This is a genomic window from Enterobacter sp. 725m/11 (assembly GCF_011683705.1).
GTDB lineage: Bacteria > Pseudomonadota > Gammaproteobacteria > Enterobacterales > Enterobacteriaceae > Enterobacter > Enterobacter bugandensis.
Map to the genome: position 1 here is coordinate 20,704 of NZ_JAAQOK010000029.1, position 19,554 is coordinate 40,257.

The following is a 19,554-nucleotide window of genomic DNA, read 5'->3' on the forward strand; positions in this document are numbered from 1 at the left end:
CGTTAACAACAGGAGCACATGATGAAGGCAACTAAACTCGCCATTATTACCCTTTTTGTCCTGATGGCCGTAAGCGGTATCGGCGGGGTGATGCTTGCAGGATACTCGTTTATCGTTCGTGGCGGTGTCGGCTGAGGTACAGCGCCAGCCGCTCAAAAAGGCGATCGACAACGATGGCCGCCAGCGCGACCAGCACCGCCCCCTGCACAATATAAGCCGTATTAAACCCGCTTAAGCCGATGATGATCGGCGTTCCCAGCGTATTGGCACCGACCGTAGACGCAATGGTCGCCGTCCCGATGTTAATGATCACCGACGTGCGGATCCCGGCAATAATAACCGGTGCCGCAAGCGGCAGTTCTACCTTGCGCAGCCGCTGCCAGCGGCTCATCCCCATCCCTTCCGCCACGCTTAAAACAGACGCCGGGACCGTCGCAACGCCCGCCAGAGTACCCTGCAGAACGGGCAACACGCCGTACAGAATCAGCGCAATAATCGCGGGCTGCTGACCAAAACCCATAACCGGCACCGCTATCGCCAGCACCGCCACCGGCGGAAACGTCTGTCCAATGGCCGCAACCGTCTCCACCAGCGGACGAAACTCCCGGCCCGCAGGTCGCGTGACCGCGATGCCCGCCCCTACTCCCAGCACCACCGCGATGACGCTTGAGAGCGCCACCAGCCAGAGATGCGCCAGGGCAAGGTTAATAAAGCTCTCCTGCTGATACACTGGCCGCGGTAGCCCCGGAAAAAGAGTGTTAAACAGCGCCGCGCTGTGAGGCATCAGAAACAGTAAGGCGACAAAGAGCGCTACCAGCCAGAGGAGCGGATCACGCAGTGCCTTCACGCGTCACCTCCCCGGCCAGCAGATCGCGAAAATGCAGGCTGCCGCACGGCGCACCCCGGACATCCGCCACGGGCAGGACTTCGCACCGGCGCGCGACAAACGCGGAGAGGGCATCCCGCAGGCTCATCTGCTCCTGTAGCGGTTCCCCGCCGGACGGTGCATTCTCCCGACGCATATAGTCTCCGACCGTCCGCAGGGAGAGCAGCCTGACGCCCAGCTCGCTGCGTCCAAAAAACTCGCGCACAAAGTCATTCTTCGGGCTGGTCAGCAGCGCAAGCGGCGCGCCCTGCTGCACCACCTCGCCGTGGTCCATCAGCACCAGATGGTCGGCCAGGCGCAGGGCTTCATCTATATCGTGCGTCACGAGGACGATGGTTCGACCAAGAATGCGGTGAATGCGGGTCATCTCCGTTTGCAGCGCCCCGCGCGTAACGGGATCCAGCGCGCCAAAGGGTTCATCCATCAGCAGCACCTGCGGGTTAGCCGCCAGCGCGCGCGCCACGCCCACGCGCTGCTGTTGCCCACCGGAGAGCTGGTGAGGATAGCGCTCACGCAACGCGGGCTCCAGCCCCAGCAGAGACATCAGTTCATCAACGCGGTCAGCGATTTTAGCCCGCGACCATTTCTCCAGCTGCAGCACGGTGGCGATGTTCTGTGCCACCGTCCAGTGCGGAAACAGGCCGATAGACTGAATGGCATAGCCCATTCGGCGGCGCAGCTCCAGCACCGGCAGGCTGCGGATCTCTTCCCCGGCAAAGCGAATCAGCCCGCTGTCATGCTCCACCAGCCGGTTGATCATCTTCAGCGTGGTGGATTTTCCCGAGCCCGAAGTGCCAATCAGCACGGAAAATGCCCCCTCGGCAAAGTTCAGGTTCAGATGGCTTGCCGCCGGGCGGCCGGCAAAGGTTTTACTCACATCATGAAATTCAATCATTGGCTCTTCTCCTGAGCAGCGCGAGCCATAAGGCAAACAGGGCGTCGACGACAACCGCCAGCGCAATGGTAGGGACTACGCCTAACAACACCAGATCGAGGGCGCTGCTCAGCAGCCCCTGGAACACCAGCGCGCCAAAGCCGCCCGCTCCAATCAGCGCGGCAATCACCGCCATGCCAACGGTCTGAACTGCCACCACCCGCAAGCTGCGCAGCAGCAGGGGCAGCGCCAGCGGGAGCTGTATCTTCCAGAAACACTGTCGCGCGCTCATCCCCATCGCATGGGCGCTTTCCAGCACATCCGGCGCAACCTGGCTTAAGCCCGCGACTACGCCGCGCACCAGCGGGAGCAGCGCGTACAGCACCAGCGCAATCAGCGCGGGCGTTAACCCCGTTCCGGCGATACCCACCGCGCCCAGCGCGGGAAACGACTTCACCAGCCCGGCCAGAGGGGCAATCAGCAGGCCAAACAGCGCAACGGAGGGAATGGTCTGGATGACGTTGAGTACAGCAAAGATGCTACCCTGACGTGAGGGATGACGATAACACCACATGCCGAGCGGTATCCCGATCAGCAGCGCCGGGATCAGCGTGCCGAAAAGGATCGTCAGATGTTGCGCCAGGGCATCATCAAACACCTCCTGACGGTTGGCGTACTCTTTTAACAGCGAGAGGTTGTTCAGTTCACCACTGAACAATAACAGCAGCGGAATAGACCATATCTGCGCATTAAGCACCCAGCGCCAGACAGAACTGGCGATGAGACGACGAATCGCATCGCTGCTGGCCAGTAAACACAAAGCCAGCCAGAGCCACAGGCCGCTGCCTGGCGTGGTTCTCGCCAGCGGACTTTCCGCCGAGGCCATATGCGTTGCCGCCAGCCCCGCGCTCCAGAACAGCGTGATAAAGAGACCTTCCGAGAGCAGCAGCGTCAGCCACTGCGCCGTTCGCCCTTGCCAGAGCGACAGTGCAACCCACGCGGCCAGCGCAGCCGCCAGCCACCACGGCGTGAACGACCATACGTCCCAGAGAGCACGCCCTTCCCCCGACATCAGGCGGTTAGGCGCGACGTTCACAAACGGTAACGCGACCGCCGCGATGGCCACGCAGGCCAACAGCAGCAGTACGCGGTTATGACATTTTATTGGCACAGCCCTTTCCCGTTACTTCACAAGCCCTTGTTGTTTCAGGAAGTCGGCGGCCACTTTTTTGGCATCCAGTCCCTCGACGGCAATGCTGGCATTCAGCTGTTGCAGCGTTTTTTCATCCAGCTTTTCGAAGACCGGTTTGAGCCATTCAGCAATATCCGGGTAGGCTTTCAGCACCGCCTCACGCACAACCGGGGTAGGAGCGTAAATCGGCTGAACGCCTTTTGGATCGGTCAGGGTTTGCAGGCCCAGTGCCGCGACCGGGCCGTCGGTGCCGTAGGCCATCGCCGCGTTAACGCCGGAGGTTTGCTGCGCCGCCGCCTTAATAGTTACCGCCGTATCTCCGCCCGCCAGCGAGAGCAGCTGCGCCTGGTCGAGCTTGAAGTCGTACGCTTTTTCGAATGCAGGGAGCGCGTCGGGACGCTCGATAAACTCCGCGGACGCCGCGAGCTTGAAGTCGCCCTTCTCTTTCAGGTAGCGGCTGAGATCCGCAAGCGAGGTGAGCTTCCCTTTCTCCGCCACGTCCTTACGCACGGCGATAGTCCAGGTATTGTTGGCCGGGGCCGGGGTCAGCCAGACCAGCTTGTTCTGTTCCGCGTCGAGTTTTTTGACTTTTTCATAGCCAGCTTTGGCGTTTTTCCATGCTGGATCGTTCTCTTCTTTAAAGAAGAACGCGCCGTTGCCGGTATATTCAGGATAGATATCCAGCTCGCCGGAGGTAATCGCGCCGCGCACGACGGGCGTGGTGCCCAGCTGAACTTTATTGACGGTTTTCACGCCGTGGCTTTCCAGCACCTGGAGAATAATATTCCCGAGCAGCGCGCCCTCGGTATCGATCTTTGAGCCCACTTTTACCGGCTCCGCCGCCTGTAACGGCAGGCTTAGCGCCGCGAGTAGCGCCGCAGAAACTACCATCCCCGATTTAATCGTCATTCCGCTATCCTCATTTTTTTGCTGCCTTTTTCAGAGGCTTGAGAGAAAAGCGTAGCTTAAAACGGCGGATTTACCCGGCAAAATGCCTTTTTAGCATAAGGTAAGACGCATCCCCCGATGAACGGGGGATGCAAAGGAGGGAAAGGTTACAGCAGCTCGAACTCGCCTTTATTTACGCGGGCGGAATCCACCCCGATAAAGACGTTAAACTTGCCCGGTTCCGCATCATATTTCATCTGCTGGTTCCAGAACTTCAGCGCATCCACGTCAATCGGGAAGCTGATGGTTTTGGTTTCGCCAGGCTTGAGATTGACCTTCTCAAAGCCGCGCAGCTGCTTCACAGGACGGCTCATCGAGGCGGTGACATCCTGCACGTACATCTGAATCACCGTTGCCCCTTCACGCTTGCCAGTGTTGGTCACCTCGATGCTGGCGGTGACCTTGCCGTCGCGCTTCAGGCTTGGCGCCGACATTTTCACCTCAGAGACCCTGAAGGTGGTGTAGCTCAGGCCATAACCAAACGGGTAGAGCGGGCCGTTAGCTTCGTCAAAATAACGAGACGTGTATTTGTTCGGCTTGTCGGCGTTGTACGGGCGACCGGTGTTCAGGTGGCTGTAGTAAACCGGGATCTGCCCGACGGAGCGCGGGAAGGACATCGGCAGCTTGCCCGACGGGTTGTAATCGCCAAACAATACGTCGGCGATGGCGTTACCGCCTTCGGTGCCGGCGAACCAGGTTTCCAGAATGGCGTCAGCCTGCTGGTCCTCTTTCACCAGCGCCAGCGGACGACCGTTCATCAGCACTAGCACAAGCGGCTTGCCGGTCGCTTTCAGGGCGGCGATCAGATCGCGCTGGCTCTGCGGGATGGTGATGTCGGTACGGCTGGAGGCTTCGTGCGCCATACCCTGCGCTTCCCCCACGACCGCGACAACGACGTCAGACTGCTTCGCCGCGTTGACCGCTTCGTCGATCATCTCCTTCGGCGTGCGCGGATCGACCTTCACCGCTTCCTCGTACTGGTTGAGGAAGGTGACGATGTCTTTATCGTCGGTGACGTTCGCCCCTTTGGCATACACCACTTTGGCGTTTTCACCGACGGCGCTCTTGATGCCGGTCAGGACGGTAACGGACTGATCGGCCACGCCCGCAGCAGACCAGCTCCCCATCACGTCGCGCTTGCTGTCAGCCAGCGGGCCGACCACAGCAATAGTGCCGGATTTTTTCAGCGGCAGCGTGTCGAGGCGGTTCTTCAGCAGCACCAGGCTTTCGCGCGCCACTTCACGCGCCTCTTTACGGTGCAGGCGGCTTTCGGCGTTGGTATCCGCCGGGTCAGAATCTTTCGGCCCCAGGTGGCTGTACGGATCGTTAAACAGCCCCATGTCATATTTCACGTTCAGCACGTGGCGCGCGGCATCGTCCAGCTCCGCCATCGTTACCTTGCCGCTCTTCACCAGCCCCGGCAGGTATTTGCTGTAGTACTCGTCGCTCATGCTCATGTTGATGCCGGACTTGAGCGCCACGCGCACCGCGTCTTCCGGATCGGACGCCGTGCCGTGCTTGATCAGCTCTTTAATCGCGCCGTGGTCGGAAACAGTGATGCCCTTAAAGCCCCACTGGTCGCGCAGCACGTCTTTCAGCAGCCAGGAATCGGAGGTCGCAGGCGTGCCGTTCAGCGAGTTCAGCGCCACCATCACTGCGCCGCTGCCCGCATCCAGCCCTGCCTTGTACGGAGGCATGTAGTCGTTAAACAGGCGCTGCGGGCTCATGTCGACGGTGTTGTACTCTTTACCGCCTTCCACGGCGCCGTAGGCCGCGAAGTGTTTAACGCTGGTCATCACCGAGTAGCGGTCCGCCGGGCTCTTGCCCTGCATCGCTTCCACCATGGTTTTGCCCATCGTGGCCGTTAAATAGGTGTCTTCACCGAAGCCTTCCGAGGCGCGGCCCCAGCGCGGATCGCGCGAGACGTCCACCATCGGTGCCCAGGTCATGTTCAGGCCGTCGTCCGCCGCTTCATAGGCCGACACGCGCCCGACGGTTTTCACCGCGTCGAGGTTAAACGAGGAGGCTAAGCCGAGGCTGATCGGGAAGACGGTGCGCTGGCCGTGCACCACGTCATAGGCGAAGAACAGCGGGATTTTCAGGCGGCTGAGCTGCATTACCTGATCTTGCATGGCGCGGATATCCTGGCGGGTGACGGTGTTAAAAATCGCGCCCACCTGGTTCTCTTTGATCATCTCGCGGATGGCCTCTTTCGGGTTATCCGGGCCAACGCTGATCAGACGCAGCTGGCCGATTTTTTCATCGACCGTCATCTTCTTAAGCAACTCCGTGACAAACGCGTCGCGGGCTTCAGGCGTGAGCGGGTGATTACCAAACAAATCCTCTGCCAGCGCAGGTTGCAGCGCCAGGCTGACGGCGACACCTACAGAACATAGCCATTTCATGTTGTTATTCTCTCTCATCAATAACCGTGGGAAGCACCCGGCCAGACCGTGCGAAAAGCGCAGTGTGCCATAAACCCTCTGAACGTTGCAGGGTTATTCTCTGATTTTTCTCGTGAATACTCGACCGCTGAACAATTAATCGCGCTATGCTTTACAGCGAGAAATTTGCCCCACCACAAGGAGTGGAAGATGACTTCTGTTCGAACTGACGATAACAATACCTTTATTAACGAACTGTCGCGCCTGGTTGGCTCCTCTCACCTGCTTACCGACCCGGCCAAAACCGCCCGCTACCGTAAGGGTTTCCGCTCCGGCCAGGGCGACGCGCTGGCGGTGGTCTTCCCCGGCACGCTGCTGGAGCTGTGGCGCGTGCTGAGCGCCTGCGTTGCGGCGGACAAGATTATTTTAATGCAGGCGGCCAACACCGGCCTGACCGAAGGTTCCACGCCAAACGGCAACGATTACGATCGCGATATCGTGATTATCAGCACTCTGCGCCTCGACAAGCTGCATCTGCTGGACAAAGGCGAGCAGGTGCTCGCGTTCCCGGGCACCACGCTCTACTCGCTGGAAAAAGCGCTTAAGCCGCTGGGCCGCGAGCCGCACTCGGTGATCGGCTCCTCCTGCATTGGCGCCTCGGTGGTCGGTGGGATCTGCAATAACTCCGGCGGTTCGCTGGTCCAGCGCGGCCCGGCCTACACCGAAATGTCACTTTTTGCCCGCATTGATGAAAACGGCAAGCTGACGCTGGTGAACCACCTGGGCATCGATCTGGGCGTAACGCCGGAACAGATCCTCAGCAAGCTCGACGACGACCGCGTGAGGGACGAAGACGTGCAGCACGATGGTCGCCACGCGCACGACCACGATTACATCACCCGCGTACGCGATATCGAGGCCGATACCCCGGCGCGCTACAACGCCGATCCGGATCGCCTGTTTGAATCGTCCGGCTGCGCGGGCAAGCTGGCGGTTTTTGCGGTGCGTCTCGACACCTTCCCGGCAGAGAAAAAGCAGCAGGTATTTTACATCGGCACCAATCAGCCTGAGGTCCTGACCGAAATTCGTCGCCATATTCTGGGCGAATTCACCCACCTGCCGGTGGCGGGCGAGTACATGCATCGGGATATTTACGACATCGCGGAGCGCTACGGGAAAGACACCTTCCTGATGATCGATAAGCTTGGCACCGACAAAATGCCGTTCTTCTTCACCATGAAGGGCCGCACCGACGCGATGCTGGAGAAAGTGCCGCTGTTCAAGCCCCACTTTACCGACCGCTTTATGCAGAAGCTGGGCAACGTTTTCCCTGCGCATCTGCCAGAGCGAATGAAAACCTGGCGTGATAAGTACGAACATCACCTGCTGCTGAAAATGGCCGGGGACGGGATCGCCGAAGCGCAGAGCTGGCTGACCGAGTTCTTCAGGACCGCTGAGGGTGATTTCTTTGCCTGCACGCCGGAAGAAGGCAGCAAAGCCTTCCTGCACCGCTTCGCCGCGGCGGGTGCCGCTATCCGTTACCAGGCGGTGCATTCCGAAGAGGTGGAAGATATTCTGGCGCTGGATATCGCCCTGCGACGCAACGACACCGAATGGTTTGAGCATCTACCGCCGGAAATCGACAGCAAGCTGGTGCATAAGCTCTATTACGGCCACTTTATGTGCTACGTCTTCCATCAGGACTACATCGTCAAAAAAGGGGTAGATGCTCATGAACTGAAGGAGCAGATGCTCGCCCTGCTGCGCGAGCGTGGCGCACAATATCCTGCGGAACACAACGTTGGGCATCTTTATAAAGCCCCTGACGCCCTTAAGCAGTTTTATCGCGAGAATGACCCTACAAACAGCATGAACCCCGGAATCGGGAAAACAACGCGGAAGAAATACTGGAAAGAGAGTGCAGACGCGGAGCAGCGCATAACGCAAGCGTCTGATTAAACCTTACAGCCAAATTTGAGAGATTGTTTCGCGCGCCTTAATCGTAATAGAGTAGCGGTCTGTCGCCGGAGAAATGTTTCTCCGGCATTCTATAACGAGGAGCAGGCGCATCATGTCGGCTGTTGATGTTTTATCCGAAACCGAACTGGAAGTGCGCGACGCCCTTCCCGATGATGTGCATGCCATCGCCGCCATCTATGCCTGGCATGTGCTTCACGGACGCGCGTCATTCGAAGAAGTCCCCCCCACCATCGACGAAATGCGTCAACGCATGAAAAGCGTGGCCGAGAACGGTTTACCGTGGCTCATCGCGCTCTATCGCGGCATCGTGGTGGGCTATTGTTACGCCACCCCTTATCGACCGCGTCAGGCCTATCGCTATACTCTGGAAGAGTCGATTTACGTGGATGCCAGCATCACCGGACGCGGTTTTGGCACCGCATTAATGAACGCGCTGATCGCGCGCTGCGAGCAGGGCCCGTGGCGGCAGATGATTGCCGTTGTCGGAGATGGCAATAATAATTCCGGCTCGTTACGGCTGCATAAAAAACACGGCTTTGAGATTGTCGGTCAGCTTCGCAGCGTGGGGTATAAGAAAGGCGACTGGCGGGATACGGTGATAATGCAGCGCCCGCTCAATGACGGTGACTGGACGCTGCCGGAATAAACGTAAAACGGTAACCTGGGTTACCGTTTTTAGTGTTTTCTCCCTCTCCCGTGGGAGAGGGTCGGGGTGAGGGCATCAACGCGCAGAGGGGAATTAATCGTTTTGCGCCGTCGCCATCTGCTCCGCTTTCTGCTTTTTATAGGTCAATGCCGCAGCCGGAACGGGCTGCACTTTCCCGGTCTCAATCCAGGTCCGCAGGCGGCTCGCATCCGCGAAGTGGGTATATTTCCCGAAGGCATCCATCACCACCAGCGCCACCGGCTTACCGTTAAACACGGTGCGCATCACCAGGCAGTGGCCTGCCGCATTGGTAAACCCGGTTTTGGTTAACTGAATATTCCAGTTCTCGCGGTACACCAGATGGTTCGTGTTGCGAAACGGCAGCGTGTAAGACGGATTCGAGAATGTCGCCATGTCCTCACGCGTGGTGCTGAGCTGGCCGAGCAGCGGGTACTGCTTGCTGGCAATCAGCAGTTTCGTCAGATCGCGGGCCGTGGAGACGTTGTTAATCGACAGACCCGTCGGTTCAACAAAATGAGTATTGCTCATCCCCAGCGCTTTGGCTTTAGCGTTCATCGCGCGGATAAAGGCATCGTAACCGCCAGGATAATGGTGCGCCAGACTTGCCGCCGCACGGTTTTCGGACGACATCAGCGCCAGCAGCAGCATATTTTTACGGCTGATTTCACTGTTCAGGCGCACGCGAGAGTAGATCCCTTTCATCTCCGGCGTGTGGCTGATATCCACTTTCAGCTTTTCGTCCAGCGGCAGGCGAGCATCAAGCACCACCATCGCGGTCATTAATTTGGTTATTGAGGCGATCGGGCGCACCAGGTCCGGGTGGCTGGCGTAAATCACCTTATTGGTGTTGAGATCAACAATCATCGCGCTGCCGGACGCAATTTGCGGCTGAGCAGCAGCGGTGGTCACCGCGGGCGTTTTGGCGACAGCTGGCACGGCAGCGGACGCGCCCAGCAGCAGCGCCAGGCTAAGTAAGGAGACACGAAATTTCAGCATGGTGAGACTTCTGATAATTATTCACGCACGTAATGACGTACACCGCCTGCGTCGACGGATAAACACAGGCTGGCTTCGGCATCATAGCGGTCACCGTGCTTTGTCGCCAGCGGATAATCGTGAACAGATGCTGCATTGCTGGCATTTACGCCAGCAAGGCAGTGAGCTTAGAAGAGACGGTATCCATAACCCCAGAGAATAACCGTCAGTGCCAGTAACACCTCCAGTACCAGCACCCCGATGGCAAGCGTGGAACCGGAGAAGCTCAGGCCCTCTTCTTTATTGATATTCAGGAAGGTTGGAACGCCCAGATACAGCAGATAACCGGTGTAAAAGAGCGCAACAGTACCGATCAGCGCGCACAGCCAGACCAGTGGATAGAGCGCAACAATACCGCTTAAGAACAGCGGGGTCGCGACGTATCCGGCAAAGACCATACAGTGTGCCAGCGATGGGCGCTGTGGGTAGTTACGCGCCATCCAGTGAATGACGCGCCCCATGACCGCCACCCCTGCCAGCATCAGGCCATAAAAGAGAATGGCCAGATAAAGCCCGGTAAACCAGGAGAGCTGAACCACGGTACCGTCACCGAAGTTCCAGCCGATTTGTGTTGTGCCAATAAACGCGCATATTACCGGCACCGCGGCCATCAGCAGCACATGGTGGGTGTAATGATGCGAGACCGTTTCGTTCTCACTTTTGATGACATGCATTTCACGATCGGGATGGGAGAAAAGTCCCCAGACATGGTTCATAGCGCCCCCTTGTTGTCGGCCCGTCAGCGATACCTTAAGTATAATGCAGGCTTTAGATTATTTTATGTACAGTGGGAAATTTCCGTTGATTGCCGCGCGGTTGATTCATGAGGTATATGATTAAACGAGGAACACAGAGGGAGATAACCGTTACGTAATGGATATTAACGCACTCATTGAACAATATGGATATGCCGCGCTGGTCATCGGCAGCGTGGCGGAAGGTGAAACCATCACGCTGCTGGGCGGCGTCGCCGCGCATCAGGGCTTACTGAAGTTTCCGCTGGTCGTCGCTGCGGTCGCGCTGGGCGGCATGATTGGCGATCAGCTGCTCTACTTCCTGGGGCTACGCTTTGGCCCGACGCTGCTCAAGCGTTTCGTTAAACACAAAAAGAAAATCAACCGCGCGCAGCGCCTGATCCAGCGTCACCCTTATCTGTTCGTCATAGGCACCCGCTTTATGTACGGCTTCAGGATTATCGGACCGATACTGATTGGTGCCAGCCGCCTGCCGCCAAAAATTTTCCTGCCGCTGAATATTGTTGGCGCGATAGCCTGGGCGCTGATCTTCACCACGCTTGGTTACGTGGGTGGCGAGGTGATTGGCCCGTGGCTGCATAACCTTGACCAACACCTGAAGCACTGGGCGTGGTTGATTCTGGTGGTTGTGGCGGTGATTGGGGTCAGGCTGTGGATGCGGCACAGAGAGAAGAAGCGGGATGAGGAGTGAGTCAGCCTGGTGCCCCTCACCCCTTTGGGGAGAGGGGAAACCTGTTACCCTCCCGGCTTAAACTGCGGGTTCGCCAGCATAAAGCCCCCGTCGACGATAAACGATTGCCCTGTCGTATAGCTGGCGTCGCTGTCACACAGCCACGCCACCAGGCTGGCGATTTCTTTGGTGTGGCCCGGCCTTGCCAGCGGGATTTCCGGCATTGACCCTTCCTTCACTTCGCTGTCATCCATATCGTTCATCGGCGTGGCAATGGCCCCCGGCGCGACGGCGTTCACCAGAATCTTGTGCTTCACCAGCTCCATCGCCATCGATTTGGTTAAGCCGCCGAGCGCATGTTTCGCAGCCGTGTAAGCGCTGGCATCAGGAAGCGGCGTGTGCTCATGCACCGAGGTGATGTTCACAATCCGCCCCCCTTCCCCCTGCTTCACCATCTGCCGTGCCGCAATCTGCGAGCAGAGAAACGCGCCGTCCACGTCGACGGTAAAAATGTTCCGCCAGTCGTCAAACGCCATCTCAAGAAATGGCGCTTTGGTCATCGCTCCGGCATTGTTAACCAGCACGTCCAGCCGGCCGAAACGTGCAATCAGCGTTTCAATAGCATCAGCGCCGTCCGGGAGCGTGCTTAAATCAAGATGGATAGCCTCTGCACGCTGCCCACGCGCTTCAACTTCACGGCAAGTTTCCAGCGCCCCTTTTTCATCAGAATGCCAGGTGACGCCAATATCAAACCCGCGCTCTGCCAGCATCAGCGCCGTGGTTTTACCGATCCCGGAATCCGATGCGGTTACAATCGCTACTCTGTTCATACTCACCTCCTGAAAAACTGCAAAGAGGTAAGTATAGATAATGGCCCTGTTTAGCCATGATGATAGCCGCCGCCCAGCGCTGACGTCAGCTGCAGCGTGGCGTCGAGATACTGGCCTTTCAACATGACGCCTTCGAGATGCTCTTTCAGTGCCGGGATTCTGGCTTCGCTGACCCGCGAACCGGCAATAATACCTGCGCTAAAACGCGCCTGCGCCAGCGCCACCACGCGCGCCGCGTCTTTTTCGATCTGCTGCTGGTGACGATTTTTTGCCGTCAGGGTTTCAACTTCACTTGCCGTACGCGCCACCTGATTGACCGCCTCCACCACCGCTTTGTTGTAGTTCGCGACCGAGAGGTTATTCTGCGCCTGGGCGATATCCAGATTAGCGTTCAGCCTGCCGCTGTCGAAGATCGGCAGCGTCAGTCCGGCAGTCACGCCCATCTGCTGGGCTGAAGAGCGGAACAGATCGCTCAGGTGCAGGGCATCCTGCTGTAAGAACGCCATCAGGTTCACGTCAGGATAAAACGCCGCTCGGGCGGCTTCCACCTCGCTCATAGAGGCTTCGATATACCAGTGTGCCTCCTGCAGATCCGGACGGCGTGCCAGCAGTTCATATCCCAGCGTTGACGGTAGCGAGGCTTCGGCTGCAGGCAACGGGTGGCGCGTAAGGTGTGTTGCCGGGGTGCCGGTCAGCGCATCCAGACGCACTTCAATGGCCTTCATTTTTCCCTTTACGTCGGCCAGCTGTTCATTAGTCTTACTGGCGTGTATATCGGTTTCGACGCCCTCCACCGAGGAGGTAATACCGTGCTGATACAGTTCGCGATCGGCGTCGATAATATTTTCCTGCTCCTGTTTAATCCGGGTAAGAACTTCCCCTGCTTCGGCCTGGGTCTGCCACGCCCAGTAAAGACGCGCAACGCTGGTTGAAAGCAGCTGACGGGTCTGCTCCAGCTCCGCTTTTTGCGCATTCACTTTACCGATACGCGCTGCAATCCGGGCGCGGTTTTTTCCCCACAAATCGAGATCCCAGCCCGCCGTCAGGCCAAAGGTGCCGTTGGTATACCATGGGCCGGTGGTGCCCGCCGCCGGGTCGGTAAGGGCAAACGGCCCCATCAGCCCCTCTGCCGACATTTTTTGCCGTTCAACATCCGCTGAAAAATCCATTTGTGGGCCATCGGCTGCGATAGCGGCTCTGGCCTGCGCTTCGGCAAGCGTAATGCGCTGCCGGGCAATTTGCATATCGGGCGCATCCGCTATGGCTTTGGCAATAAGCGAATTTAACTGCGGGTCGTTATATTCTTTCCACCATTCATTTTTCGGCCAGTCCGCATGACGAAGTTGGGTATTAACGGACGCGGCTGCTGTTTGCGTTTGAATTGGCGACACCGTGGAATGTTCCGGTGCGCAGGCAGCCAGCATAAAAACAAGGGGAGCACTCAGAGATAAAATAAGAAAACGTTTCATTACGCCATGCACTCAAAAAAATAAAGGCGCAACTTACGCTTGATGACGCGCTATTTTTTAGTAACGCGTGGCAATCCGCAAATTGTCATACACTTACATACTCGGCAAAATATTCACCGAGTGAATTATTTATTTTTAAATATAACTGCCGATTATTTTGACTGTATAACCCGCGCAATATCAGCCGACGTTTGCAGCGTGCGGATCTCCTGAAATAATCCCAGCGCTTCACTGTACTCTTTGCGTAAATAACTCAGCCACTGCTTAATACGCGCGACGTGATACAAACCGGTGTCGCCCTGTTTCTCCAGACGGCTATATTTTTGCAGCAGCGTGACGACGTCTGCCCACGGCATCCGCGGCTCGTTATATTTCACCACCCGGCTGAGGTTCGGCACGTTCAGCGCGCCGCGGCCAATCATCACCGCATCGCAGCCGGTGGCTTTCAGGCACGCCTGCGCGCTCTCGTAATCCCAGATTTCGCCGTTGGCGATCACCGGAATAGTAAGTCGTTTGCGGATCTCACCAATCGCCTGCCAGTTAATGCGCTCGGCTTTGTAGCCGTCTTCTTTAGTGCGGCCATGCACCACCAGCTCGGTGGCCCCGGCCTGCTGCACCGCATCGGCAATTTCAAACTGTCGGGCGTCGCTGTCCCACCCCAGGCGCACCTTAACCGTCACCGGCAAATGCGAGGGCACGGCCTCACGCATGGCTTTCGCGCCGCGGTAAATCAACTCAGGATCTTTCAGCAACGTCGCTCCACCGCCGCTGCCGTTTACCAGCTTCGACGGGCAGCCGCAGTTAAGATCCACCCCGTAAGAGCCAAGCGCTACCGCGCGGGCGGCATTTTCCGCCAGCCATTCAGGATACTGGCCGAGCAGCTGAATACGTACCAGCGTGCCGGAAGGGGTCCGACTCTGGCGATGCAGTTCAGGGCAGAGACGATAGAATGACTTTTCTGGCAGCAACATATCGACCACGCGCAGGAACTCCGTCACGCAGAGATCGTAGTCGTTCACCTCGGTCAGAAGCTCGCGCACGAGGGAGTCGAGCACGCCTTCCATTGGGGCCAGTAAAACACGCATAGCAGTACCTGTGAAAAAAGACGCGCTATAGTAGCCGCTCTCTATATCGCTGGGAAGCGCTTCTGTTCAGGCAGAAAGTCACCCGGCGTTGCCCCAACAATAGCGCGAAACGCCGCCGCAAATGCCGCCGGGCCGGAAAACCCCAGCATCCAGGCCACCTGCTTAACCGGGTATCCGTTGGCGAGGAGATCCAGCGAGGCACAAATCCTTGCGCGCTGTCGCCAGGCCCGGAAGCTAAAGCCGGTATCGTTGATAAACGCACGTGAAAATGTGCGTTCAGACATCGCGACCCGTTCCGCCAGCCTTTCCAGAGAGAGATCCCAGAGATTGTTGGCAATGATGTCACAGGCCACGCGATGTAAGCGCTCATCCACGGGCATCGGCAGTTCGGCAGAAATCTGCTGCGTTTCGCTGAGGATGTCGAGCAGCAAAACGGCCATGCTGCGCTGACTTGCCGGCCGGTATTCCGCGCTGAACAGCCCGGCAATCAGCTCTTTGAACAACGCTGTGGCCATAATCACGTGAACCTCGTCTTTCCGCTTAAAAGGTTCGCATTGCGAAATCAGTGCCGGGCTAAACCAGACCGCGCGAAGCTCCGTTGCGGATAACACGCTGTAGGTATGCTCCTGTAAGGGAGGGATCCACAGCGCGCGCTGCGGCGGTATGACCCAGCGTTTGCTGCCGGTTTCAACCAGCATAACCCCCTTAATGGCAAACAAAAGTTGTCCCTGCGAATGCTGGTGAGGCGGATCGACTTCGCCGCGCGTATAGCGAATTGCCCCTCTTGACCATCCGATAGCATCGTCGTGAATTGGCGTTTTATCGATAACGGTTGGCATTTCACATTCCCCCCTTCCTCTTATGATGCTGCTTGTACACGTAACCAGAGAGAGACGCAATGCACATCCATTTTATTATTCATGAACATTTCGAGGCGCCAGGCGCCTATGAAATCTGGGGGAAAAGTCGCGGCTGCAGTCTGAGCTACACCAGAGTGTATCAGGGCGAACCTTTACCTGAGGAACTGGGGGGCACAGACCTGCTTATCATCATGGGAGGCCCGCAATCCCCCGCCACCACGCTTGAGGAATGCCCCTGGTTTGATGCGCAGGCGGAAAAGGCACTCATCAGCCGCGCGATAGAGGCAGGTAAAACGGTGATAGGCGTTTGTCTGGGCTCACAGCTTATCGGCGAAGCGCTGGGCGCAGCGTTTTGCCACAGTCCGGAAAAAGAGATCGGCAAATTTCCCGTCAGGCTCACAGATGCAGGCAAGGCGAACCCGCTGTTTGAGGACTTTGGCAGCGTGCTGAACGTCGGTCACTGGCATAACGATATGCCTGGGTTGACGCCGCAGGCTAAGGTTCTGGCTTACAGCGAGGGCTGTCCCCGCCAGATCGTGCAATACAGCGAACGGGTTTACGGTTTCCAGTGCCATATGGAGCTGACGCCGGAGGTGGTAGAGTTGCTGATTGAGCATTCGCAGAATGACCTCCGCCGTGCGGGTGAATTCCGTTTTGTCGAAACGGCGGAAAAACTCCGCTCGCATGATTATCGCGAAATGAACCAGGTGCTGTTTTCTTTTCTCGATAAACTGACCGCCTGACGCTGATGCCTTCTCTGGCGCGTTACTTCGCCAGCGCAATCCCTTTCCTCTAAACTGTAGCCTGCACCAATAAGGTGATACCGGACGTTCCATTCCGGAATGTCTGGTATGCTCAAAATTCATGATGTGATCCGTGGCACATTTTTAGGTTTAATTGTATGATGAATGCGTTTCAGCAAGGACTATCACCATGAGCAAACCATTGAACATTATCTGGCAATATCTGCGCGCATTCGTCCTGATTTACGCCTGCCTGTATGCCGGCATTTTCATCGCGTCGCTGCTGCCTATCACCATTCCCGGCAGCATTATCGGTATGCTGATCCTCTTCGTTTTACTGGCGCTGCAAATTCTGCCTGCAAAGTGGGTCAACCCAGGCTGCTTCATTCTTATCCGCTATATGGCGCTGCTGTTCGTGCCTATCGGCGTGGGCGTCATGCAGTATTTTGATTTGCTCAAGGCGCAGTTCGGCCCGATTGTCGTTTCCTGCGCGGTCAGTACGCTGGTGGTTTTCCTGGTGGTGAGCTGGAGTTCTCATCTGGTACATGGCGAACGTAACGTGGTCGGGGAGAAAACAAAAAAATGATGGCTAATATCTGGTGGTCACTGCCGTTAACCCTGCTGGTATTCTTCGCCGCGCGCAAGCTTGCCGCACGATTTAAAATGCCCTTGCTGAACCCCCTGCTGGTGGCGATGGTGGTGATTATTCCCTTCCTGCTGCTCACCGGCATTCCTTATGAGCGTTACTTTGCAGGCAGCAAAATTTTAAACGACCTGCTGCAGCCCGCCGTTGTCGCGCTTGCCTTTCCTTTATATGAGCAGCTGCACCAGATCCGCGCACGGTGGAAGTCCATCATTACTATCTGTTTTGTGGGAAGCCTGGTGGCGATGATCACCGGCACGTCGGTGGCGCTGTTGATGGGGGCCTCCCCGCAAATTGCCGCCTCTATCCTGCCTAAATCAGTGACCACGCCTATCGCGATGGCGGTAGGCGGCAGCCTCGGCGGTATTCCGGCCATCAGCGCGATGTGCGTGATTTTCGTCGGTATTCTCGGCGCGGTTTTTGGCCACACTCTGCTGAACGGGATGCGTATTCACACCAAAGCAGCGCGCGGGCTGTCGATGGGCACCGCCTCGCACGCGCTGGGTACCGCCCGCTGCGCGGAGCTGGACTATCAGGAAGGGGCGTTTAGCTCGCTTGCGCTGGTGATCTGCGGGATTATCACCTCCCTGCTCGCCCCGTTCATTTTCCCGCTGATTCTGGCGGTGATGGGCTAAAATTTGCGATGCGTCGCGCAAATTTCATTTTGATTTCATAAGTTGCATACATAATGAGAAGTGGATCACATATAAAGGCCTTACGGCTCCGTAAACTACCGATCCATTAACCTTTATGAGGCAAACGCCATGCACCCACGTTTTCAAGCTGCCTTCGCTCAGCTTGCAGAGAATTTGCAGTCAGCCCTGGCTCCCGTTCTGGCAGATGCACATTTCCCCGCCCTGCTGACGGCGGAGCAGGTCACGGTGCTTAAACAGGCAACCGGGCTGGATGAAGACGCGCTGGCTTTCGCACTGCTGCCCCTGGCTGCCGCCTGCGCCCGGGCCGATCTTTCCCACTTCAACGTCGGCGCCATCGCGCGCGGCGTCAGCGGAACCTGGTACTTCGGCGGGAACATGGAGTTCCTCGGCGCAACCATGCAGCAGACCGTTCACGCCGAGCAGAGCGCCATCAGCCACGCCTGGCTGCGCGGTGAGAAAGCCCTGAGCGCCATCACCGTAAACTACACCCCATGCGGCCACTGCCGCCAGTTCATGAACGAGCTGAACAGCGGGCTGCAGCTGCGCATTAACCTGCCGGGCCGCGCGCCGCACACGCTGGGCGATTACCTGCCGGATGCCTTTGGCCCGAAAGATCTTGAGATCAAAACCCTGCTGATGGACGAGCAGGATCACGGTTTCGTCCTGTCCGGCGATGACCTGAACCAGGCGGCCATACGCGCGGCGAACAAGAGCCACACCCCGTACAGCAACTCCCCGAGCGGCGTGGCACTGCAGTGCCGCGATGGCCGTATCTTCACCGGCAGCTATGCGGAAAACGCCGCGTTTAACCCAACGCTGCCGCCGCTGCAGGGCGCACTCAACCTGCTGAGCCTGAACGGCTACGATTATCCGGGCATTCAGCGTGCCGTTCTGGCCGAAAAGGCCGATGCGCCGCTGATTCAGTGGGATGCCACCGCCGCAACGCTCAAGGCGTTAGGCTGCACGACGATCGACCGCGTCCTGCTGGCGTAAACCTTCCGGCGGACAGAAATGTCCGCCACGTTGCTGAAAAACCCCTCAGTTGAGTCGCTGTTTCTTGCGCTAACCAGGCGGGTAAAGTAGCCTGAGTTAAATTTCATCCACGAACGAGCCATCTTCATGTTAAAGCGCGTTTTTTACAGCCTGTCTGTCCTGGTCGGCATACTGCTGTTTATCGTGCTGGGTCTCGACCGCTGGATGAGCTGGAAAACGGCCCCCTACATCTTTGATGACCTGCAGGATCTCCCCTATCGCCAGGTGGGCGTGGTGCTCGGCACCGCCAAGTATTACCGCACAGGGGTGATCAACCAGTATTATCGCTACCGCATTCAGGGTGCGCTGAACGCCTACAACAGCGGCAAGGTAAACTACCTGCTGCTGAGCGGCGATAACGCGCTGCAAAGCTATAACGAGCCGGTGACGATGCGGAAGGATTTGATTGCCGCGGGCGTGGACCCTGCCGATATCGTGCTCGACTACGCCGGGTTCCGCACCCTGGACTCCATCGTGCGCACGCGCAAAGTCTTCGATACCAACGACTTCATCATCATCACCCAGCGCTTCCACTGCGAGCGCGCGCTGTTTATCGCCCTGCACATGGGCATTCAGGCCCAGTGCTACGCGGTGCCGTCGCCAAAAGATATGCTGAGCGTGCGCGTCCGCGAGTTTGGTGCCCGCTTTGGTGCCCTGGCCGATCTCTATATCTTCAAACGCGAACCGCGCTTTTTAGGCCCGCTGGTGCCGATCCCGGCAATGCACGAAGTGCCGGAAGACGCGCAGGGTTACCCGGCGGTGACGCCGGAGCAGCTGCTGGATATGCAGAAAAAAGAGAAAAAGTAGGCCTGCCTTTATACTTTCTTTACGCCGGCACTGACGCT

At 57.7% G+C, this 19,554-nt stretch carries 20 protein-coding genes; 9 read left to right on the forward strand and 11 right to left on the reverse strand.

All coding sequences use genetic code 11. From position 1 onward, the window contains the following. Positions 1–21: 21 nt before the first annotated feature. Entirely contained in the window at positions 22–135 is a 114-nt protein-coding gene (locus tag HBA26_RS13890; RefSeq protein ID WP_008500895.1) for a protein YohO, read from the forward strand. Here the strand turns inward: HBA26_RS13890 and HBA26_RS13895 are convergent. From HBA26_RS13895 to bglX, 5 genes are all read right to left on the reverse strand, one after another. Then, positions 110–847, reverse strand: coding sequence for an ABC transporter permease (locus tag HBA26_RS13895; RefSeq protein ID WP_126345333.1), 738 nt, complete (start codon positions 845–847; stop codon positions 110–112). The genes HBA26_RS13890 and HBA26_RS13895 overlap by 26 nt on opposite strands. Further along, entirely contained in the window at positions 831–1,781 is a 951-nt protein-coding gene (locus HBA26_RS13900) for an ABC transporter ATP-binding protein (RefSeq protein WP_126345334.1), read from the reverse strand. Before HBA26_RS13900 ends, HBA26_RS13895 begins: the two co-directional genes overlap by 17 nt. After that, the gene (locus HBA26_RS13905; RefSeq protein ID WP_047367953.1) at positions 1,774–2,931 is read right to left on the reverse strand and encodes an ABC transporter permease; all 1,158 of its coding nucleotides are present in this window, start codon (positions 2,929–2,931) and stop codon (positions 1,774–1,776) included. Before HBA26_RS13905 ends, HBA26_RS13900 begins: the two co-directional genes overlap by 8 nt. A 12-nt stretch (positions 2,932–2,943) precedes the next feature. Continuing rightward, positions 2,944–3,861, reverse strand: a complete 918-nt coding sequence (locus HBA26_RS13910; RefSeq protein ID WP_041909045.1) for an ABC transporter substrate-binding protein — start codon at positions 3,859–3,861, stop codon at positions 2,944–2,946. Between the two features lie 146 nt (positions 3,862–4,007). Continuing rightward, the gene (gene bglX, locus HBA26_RS13915) at positions 4,008–6,305 is read right to left on the reverse strand and encodes a beta-glucosidase BglX (protein WP_126345335.1); all 2,298 of its coding nucleotides are present in this window, start codon (positions 6,303–6,305) and stop codon (positions 4,008–4,010) included. Between the two features lie 189 nt (positions 6,306–6,494). On the opposite strand from bglX, the gene dld reads away from it, so the two are divergent. Then, complete coding sequence (dld, locus tag HBA26_RS13920) at positions 6,495–8,243, forward strand: D-lactate dehydrogenase (RefSeq protein ID WP_126345336.1); 1,749 nt, start codon at positions 6,495–6,497, stop codon at positions 8,241–8,243. A 112-nt stretch (positions 8,244–8,355) separates the two neighbouring features. Further along, a complete protein-coding gene (locus tag HBA26_RS13925; protein WP_028013845.1) occupies positions 8,356–8,910 on the forward strand; it encodes a GNAT family N-acetyltransferase in 555 nt (184 codons plus the stop codon). Positions 8,911–9,003: 93 nt separating this feature from the next. Here HBA26_RS13925 and pbpG read toward each other — a convergent pair whose 3' ends face one another. After that, complete coding sequence (pbpG, locus tag HBA26_RS13930; protein ID WP_028013846.1) at positions 9,004–9,927, reverse strand: D-alanyl-D-alanine endopeptidase; 924 nt, start codon at positions 9,925–9,927, stop codon at positions 9,004–9,006. Positions 9,928–10,094: 167 nt separating this feature from the next. Then, a complete protein-coding gene (locus HBA26_RS13935) occupies positions 10,095–10,682 on the reverse strand; it encodes a Yip1 family protein (RefSeq protein WP_028013847.1) in 588 nt (195 codons plus the stop codon). A 157-nt stretch (positions 10,683–10,839) separates the two neighbouring features. Between HBA26_RS13935 and HBA26_RS13940 the strand changes: the two genes are divergently transcribed. Beyond that, a complete protein-coding gene (locus tag HBA26_RS13940) occupies positions 10,840–11,412 on the forward strand; it encodes a DedA family protein (protein WP_028013848.1) in 573 nt (190 codons plus the stop codon). Positions 11,413–11,456: 44 nt separating this feature from the next. Here the strand turns inward: HBA26_RS13940 and HBA26_RS13945 are convergent, their stop codons facing one another. From HBA26_RS13945 to HBA26_RS13960, 4 genes are all read right to left on the reverse strand, one after another. Continuing rightward, positions 11,457–12,221 carry an SDR family oxidoreductase gene (locus tag HBA26_RS13945; RefSeq protein WP_126345338.1) on the reverse strand — a complete coding sequence of 255 codons (765 nt, stop codon included), beginning with the start codon at positions 12,219–12,221 and terminating at the stop codon, positions 11,457–11,459. A 50-nt stretch (positions 12,222–12,271) separates the two neighbouring features. Continuing rightward, on the reverse strand, positions 12,272–13,690 hold the full coding sequence (mdtQ, locus tag HBA26_RS13950; protein ID WP_126345339.1) for a multidrug resistance outer membrane protein MdtQ: 1,419 nt from the start codon (positions 13,688–13,690) through the stop codon (positions 12,272–12,274). Positions 13,691–13,842: 152 nt separating this feature from the next. Beyond that, on the reverse strand, positions 13,843–14,775 hold the full coding sequence (gene dusC, locus HBA26_RS13955) for a tRNA dihydrouridine(16) synthase DusC (protein ID WP_028013851.1): 933 nt from the start codon (positions 14,773–14,775) through the stop codon (positions 13,843–13,845). Positions 14,776–14,816: 41 nt separating this feature from the next. Further along, positions 14,817–15,614 carry a helix-turn-helix transcriptional regulator gene (locus HBA26_RS13960; protein WP_063943455.1) on the reverse strand — a complete coding sequence of 266 codons (798 nt, stop codon included), beginning with the start codon at positions 15,612–15,614 and terminating at the stop codon, positions 14,817–14,819. Between the two features lie 59 nt (positions 15,615–15,673). On the opposite strand from HBA26_RS13960, the gene HBA26_RS13965 reads away from it, so the two are divergent. The 5 genes from HBA26_RS13965 to sanA all read left to right on the forward strand — a co-directional run bounded on the left by HBA26_RS13965 (position 15,674) and on the right by sanA (position 19,516). Continuing rightward, on the forward strand, positions 15,674–16,378 hold the full coding sequence (locus tag HBA26_RS13965; RefSeq protein WP_028013853.1) for a type 1 glutamine amidotransferase: 705 nt from the start codon (positions 15,674–15,676) through the stop codon (positions 16,376–16,378). Between the two features lie 190 nt (positions 16,379–16,568). Beyond that, entirely contained in the window at positions 16,569–16,964 is a 396-nt protein-coding gene (locus HBA26_RS13970) for a CidA/LrgA family protein (protein WP_028013854.1), read from the forward strand. After that, entirely contained in the window at positions 16,961–17,656 is a 696-nt protein-coding gene (locus HBA26_RS13975) for a CidB/LrgB family autolysis modulator (RefSeq protein ID WP_041909023.1), read from the forward strand. Before HBA26_RS13970 ends, HBA26_RS13975 begins: the two co-directional genes overlap by 4 nt. Before the next feature lie 129 nt (positions 17,657–17,785). Continuing rightward, positions 17,786–18,670, forward strand: coding sequence for a cytidine deaminase (gene cdd, locus HBA26_RS13980; protein ID WP_126345340.1), 885 nt, complete (start codon positions 17,786–17,788; stop codon positions 18,668–18,670). Positions 18,671–18,796: 126 nt separating this feature from the next. Then, on the forward strand, positions 18,797–19,516 hold the full coding sequence (gene sanA, locus HBA26_RS13985) for an outer membrane permeability protein SanA (RefSeq protein ID WP_028013857.1): 720 nt from the start codon (positions 18,797–18,799) through the stop codon (positions 19,514–19,516). The last annotated feature ends 38 nt before the right edge of the window (positions 19,517–19,554 follow it).

Excerpts from the sequence above, each read along its gene's own strand:
- HBA26_RS13890 (WP_008500895.1), top strand. The coding sequence starts at position 22 with ATGAAGGCAACTAAACTCGCCATTATTACCCTTTTTGTCCTGATGGCC.
- HBA26_RS13900 (WP_126345334.1), bottom strand. The coding sequence starts at position 1,781 with ATGATTGAATTTCATGATGTGAGTAAAACCTTTGCCGGCCGCCCGGCG.
- HBA26_RS13910 (WP_041909045.1), bottom strand. The coding sequence starts at position 3,861 with ATGACGATTAAATCGGGGATGGTAGTTTCTGCGGCGCTACTCGCGGCG.
- bglX (WP_126345335.1), bottom strand. The coding sequence starts at position 6,305 with ATGAAATGGCTATGTTCTGTAGGTGTCGCCGTCAGCCTGGCGCTGCAA.
- dld (WP_126345336.1), top strand. The coding sequence starts at position 6,495 with ATGACTTCTGTTCGAACTGACGATAACAATACCTTTATTAACGAACTG.
- HBA26_RS13925 (WP_028013845.1), top strand. The coding sequence starts at position 8,356 with ATGTCGGCTGTTGATGTTTTATCCGAAACCGAACTGGAAGTGCGCGAC.
- pbpG (WP_028013846.1), bottom strand. The coding sequence starts at position 9,927 with ATGCTGAAATTTCGTGTCTCCTTACTTAGCCTGGCGCTGCTGCTGGGC.
- HBA26_RS13935 (WP_028013847.1), bottom strand. The coding sequence starts at position 10,682 with ATGAACCATGTCTGGGGACTTTTCTCCCATCCCGATCGTGAAATGCAT.
- HBA26_RS13940 (WP_028013848.1), top strand. The coding sequence starts at position 10,840 with ATGGATATTAACGCACTCATTGAACAATATGGATATGCCGCGCTGGTC.
- HBA26_RS13945 (WP_126345338.1), bottom strand. The coding sequence starts at position 12,221 with ATGAACAGAGTAGCGATTGTAACCGCATCGGATTCCGGGATCGGTAAA.
- mdtQ (WP_126345339.1), bottom strand. The coding sequence starts at position 13,690 with ATGAAACGTTTTCTTATTTTATCTCTGAGTGCTCCCCTTGTTTTTATG.
- dusC (WP_028013851.1), bottom strand. The coding sequence starts at position 14,775 with ATGCGTGTTTTACTGGCCCCAATGGAAGGCGTGCTCGACTCCCTCGTG.
- HBA26_RS13960 (WP_063943455.1), bottom strand. The coding sequence starts at position 15,614 with ATGCCAACCGTTATCGATAAAACGCCAATTCACGACGATGCTATCGGA.
- HBA26_RS13965 (WP_028013853.1), top strand. The coding sequence starts at position 15,674 with ATGCACATCCATTTTATTATTCATGAACATTTCGAGGCGCCAGGCGCC.
- HBA26_RS13970 (WP_028013854.1), top strand. The coding sequence starts at position 16,569 with ATGAGCAAACCATTGAACATTATCTGGCAATATCTGCGCGCATTCGTC.
- HBA26_RS13975 (WP_041909023.1), top strand. The coding sequence starts at position 16,961 with ATGATGGCTAATATCTGGTGGTCACTGCCGTTAACCCTGCTGGTATTC.
- cdd (WP_126345340.1), top strand. The coding sequence starts at position 17,786 with ATGCACCCACGTTTTCAAGCTGCCTTCGCTCAGCTTGCAGAGAATTTG.
- sanA (WP_028013857.1), top strand. The coding sequence starts at position 18,797 with ATGTTAAAGCGCGTTTTTTACAGCCTGTCTGTCCTGGTCGGCATACTG.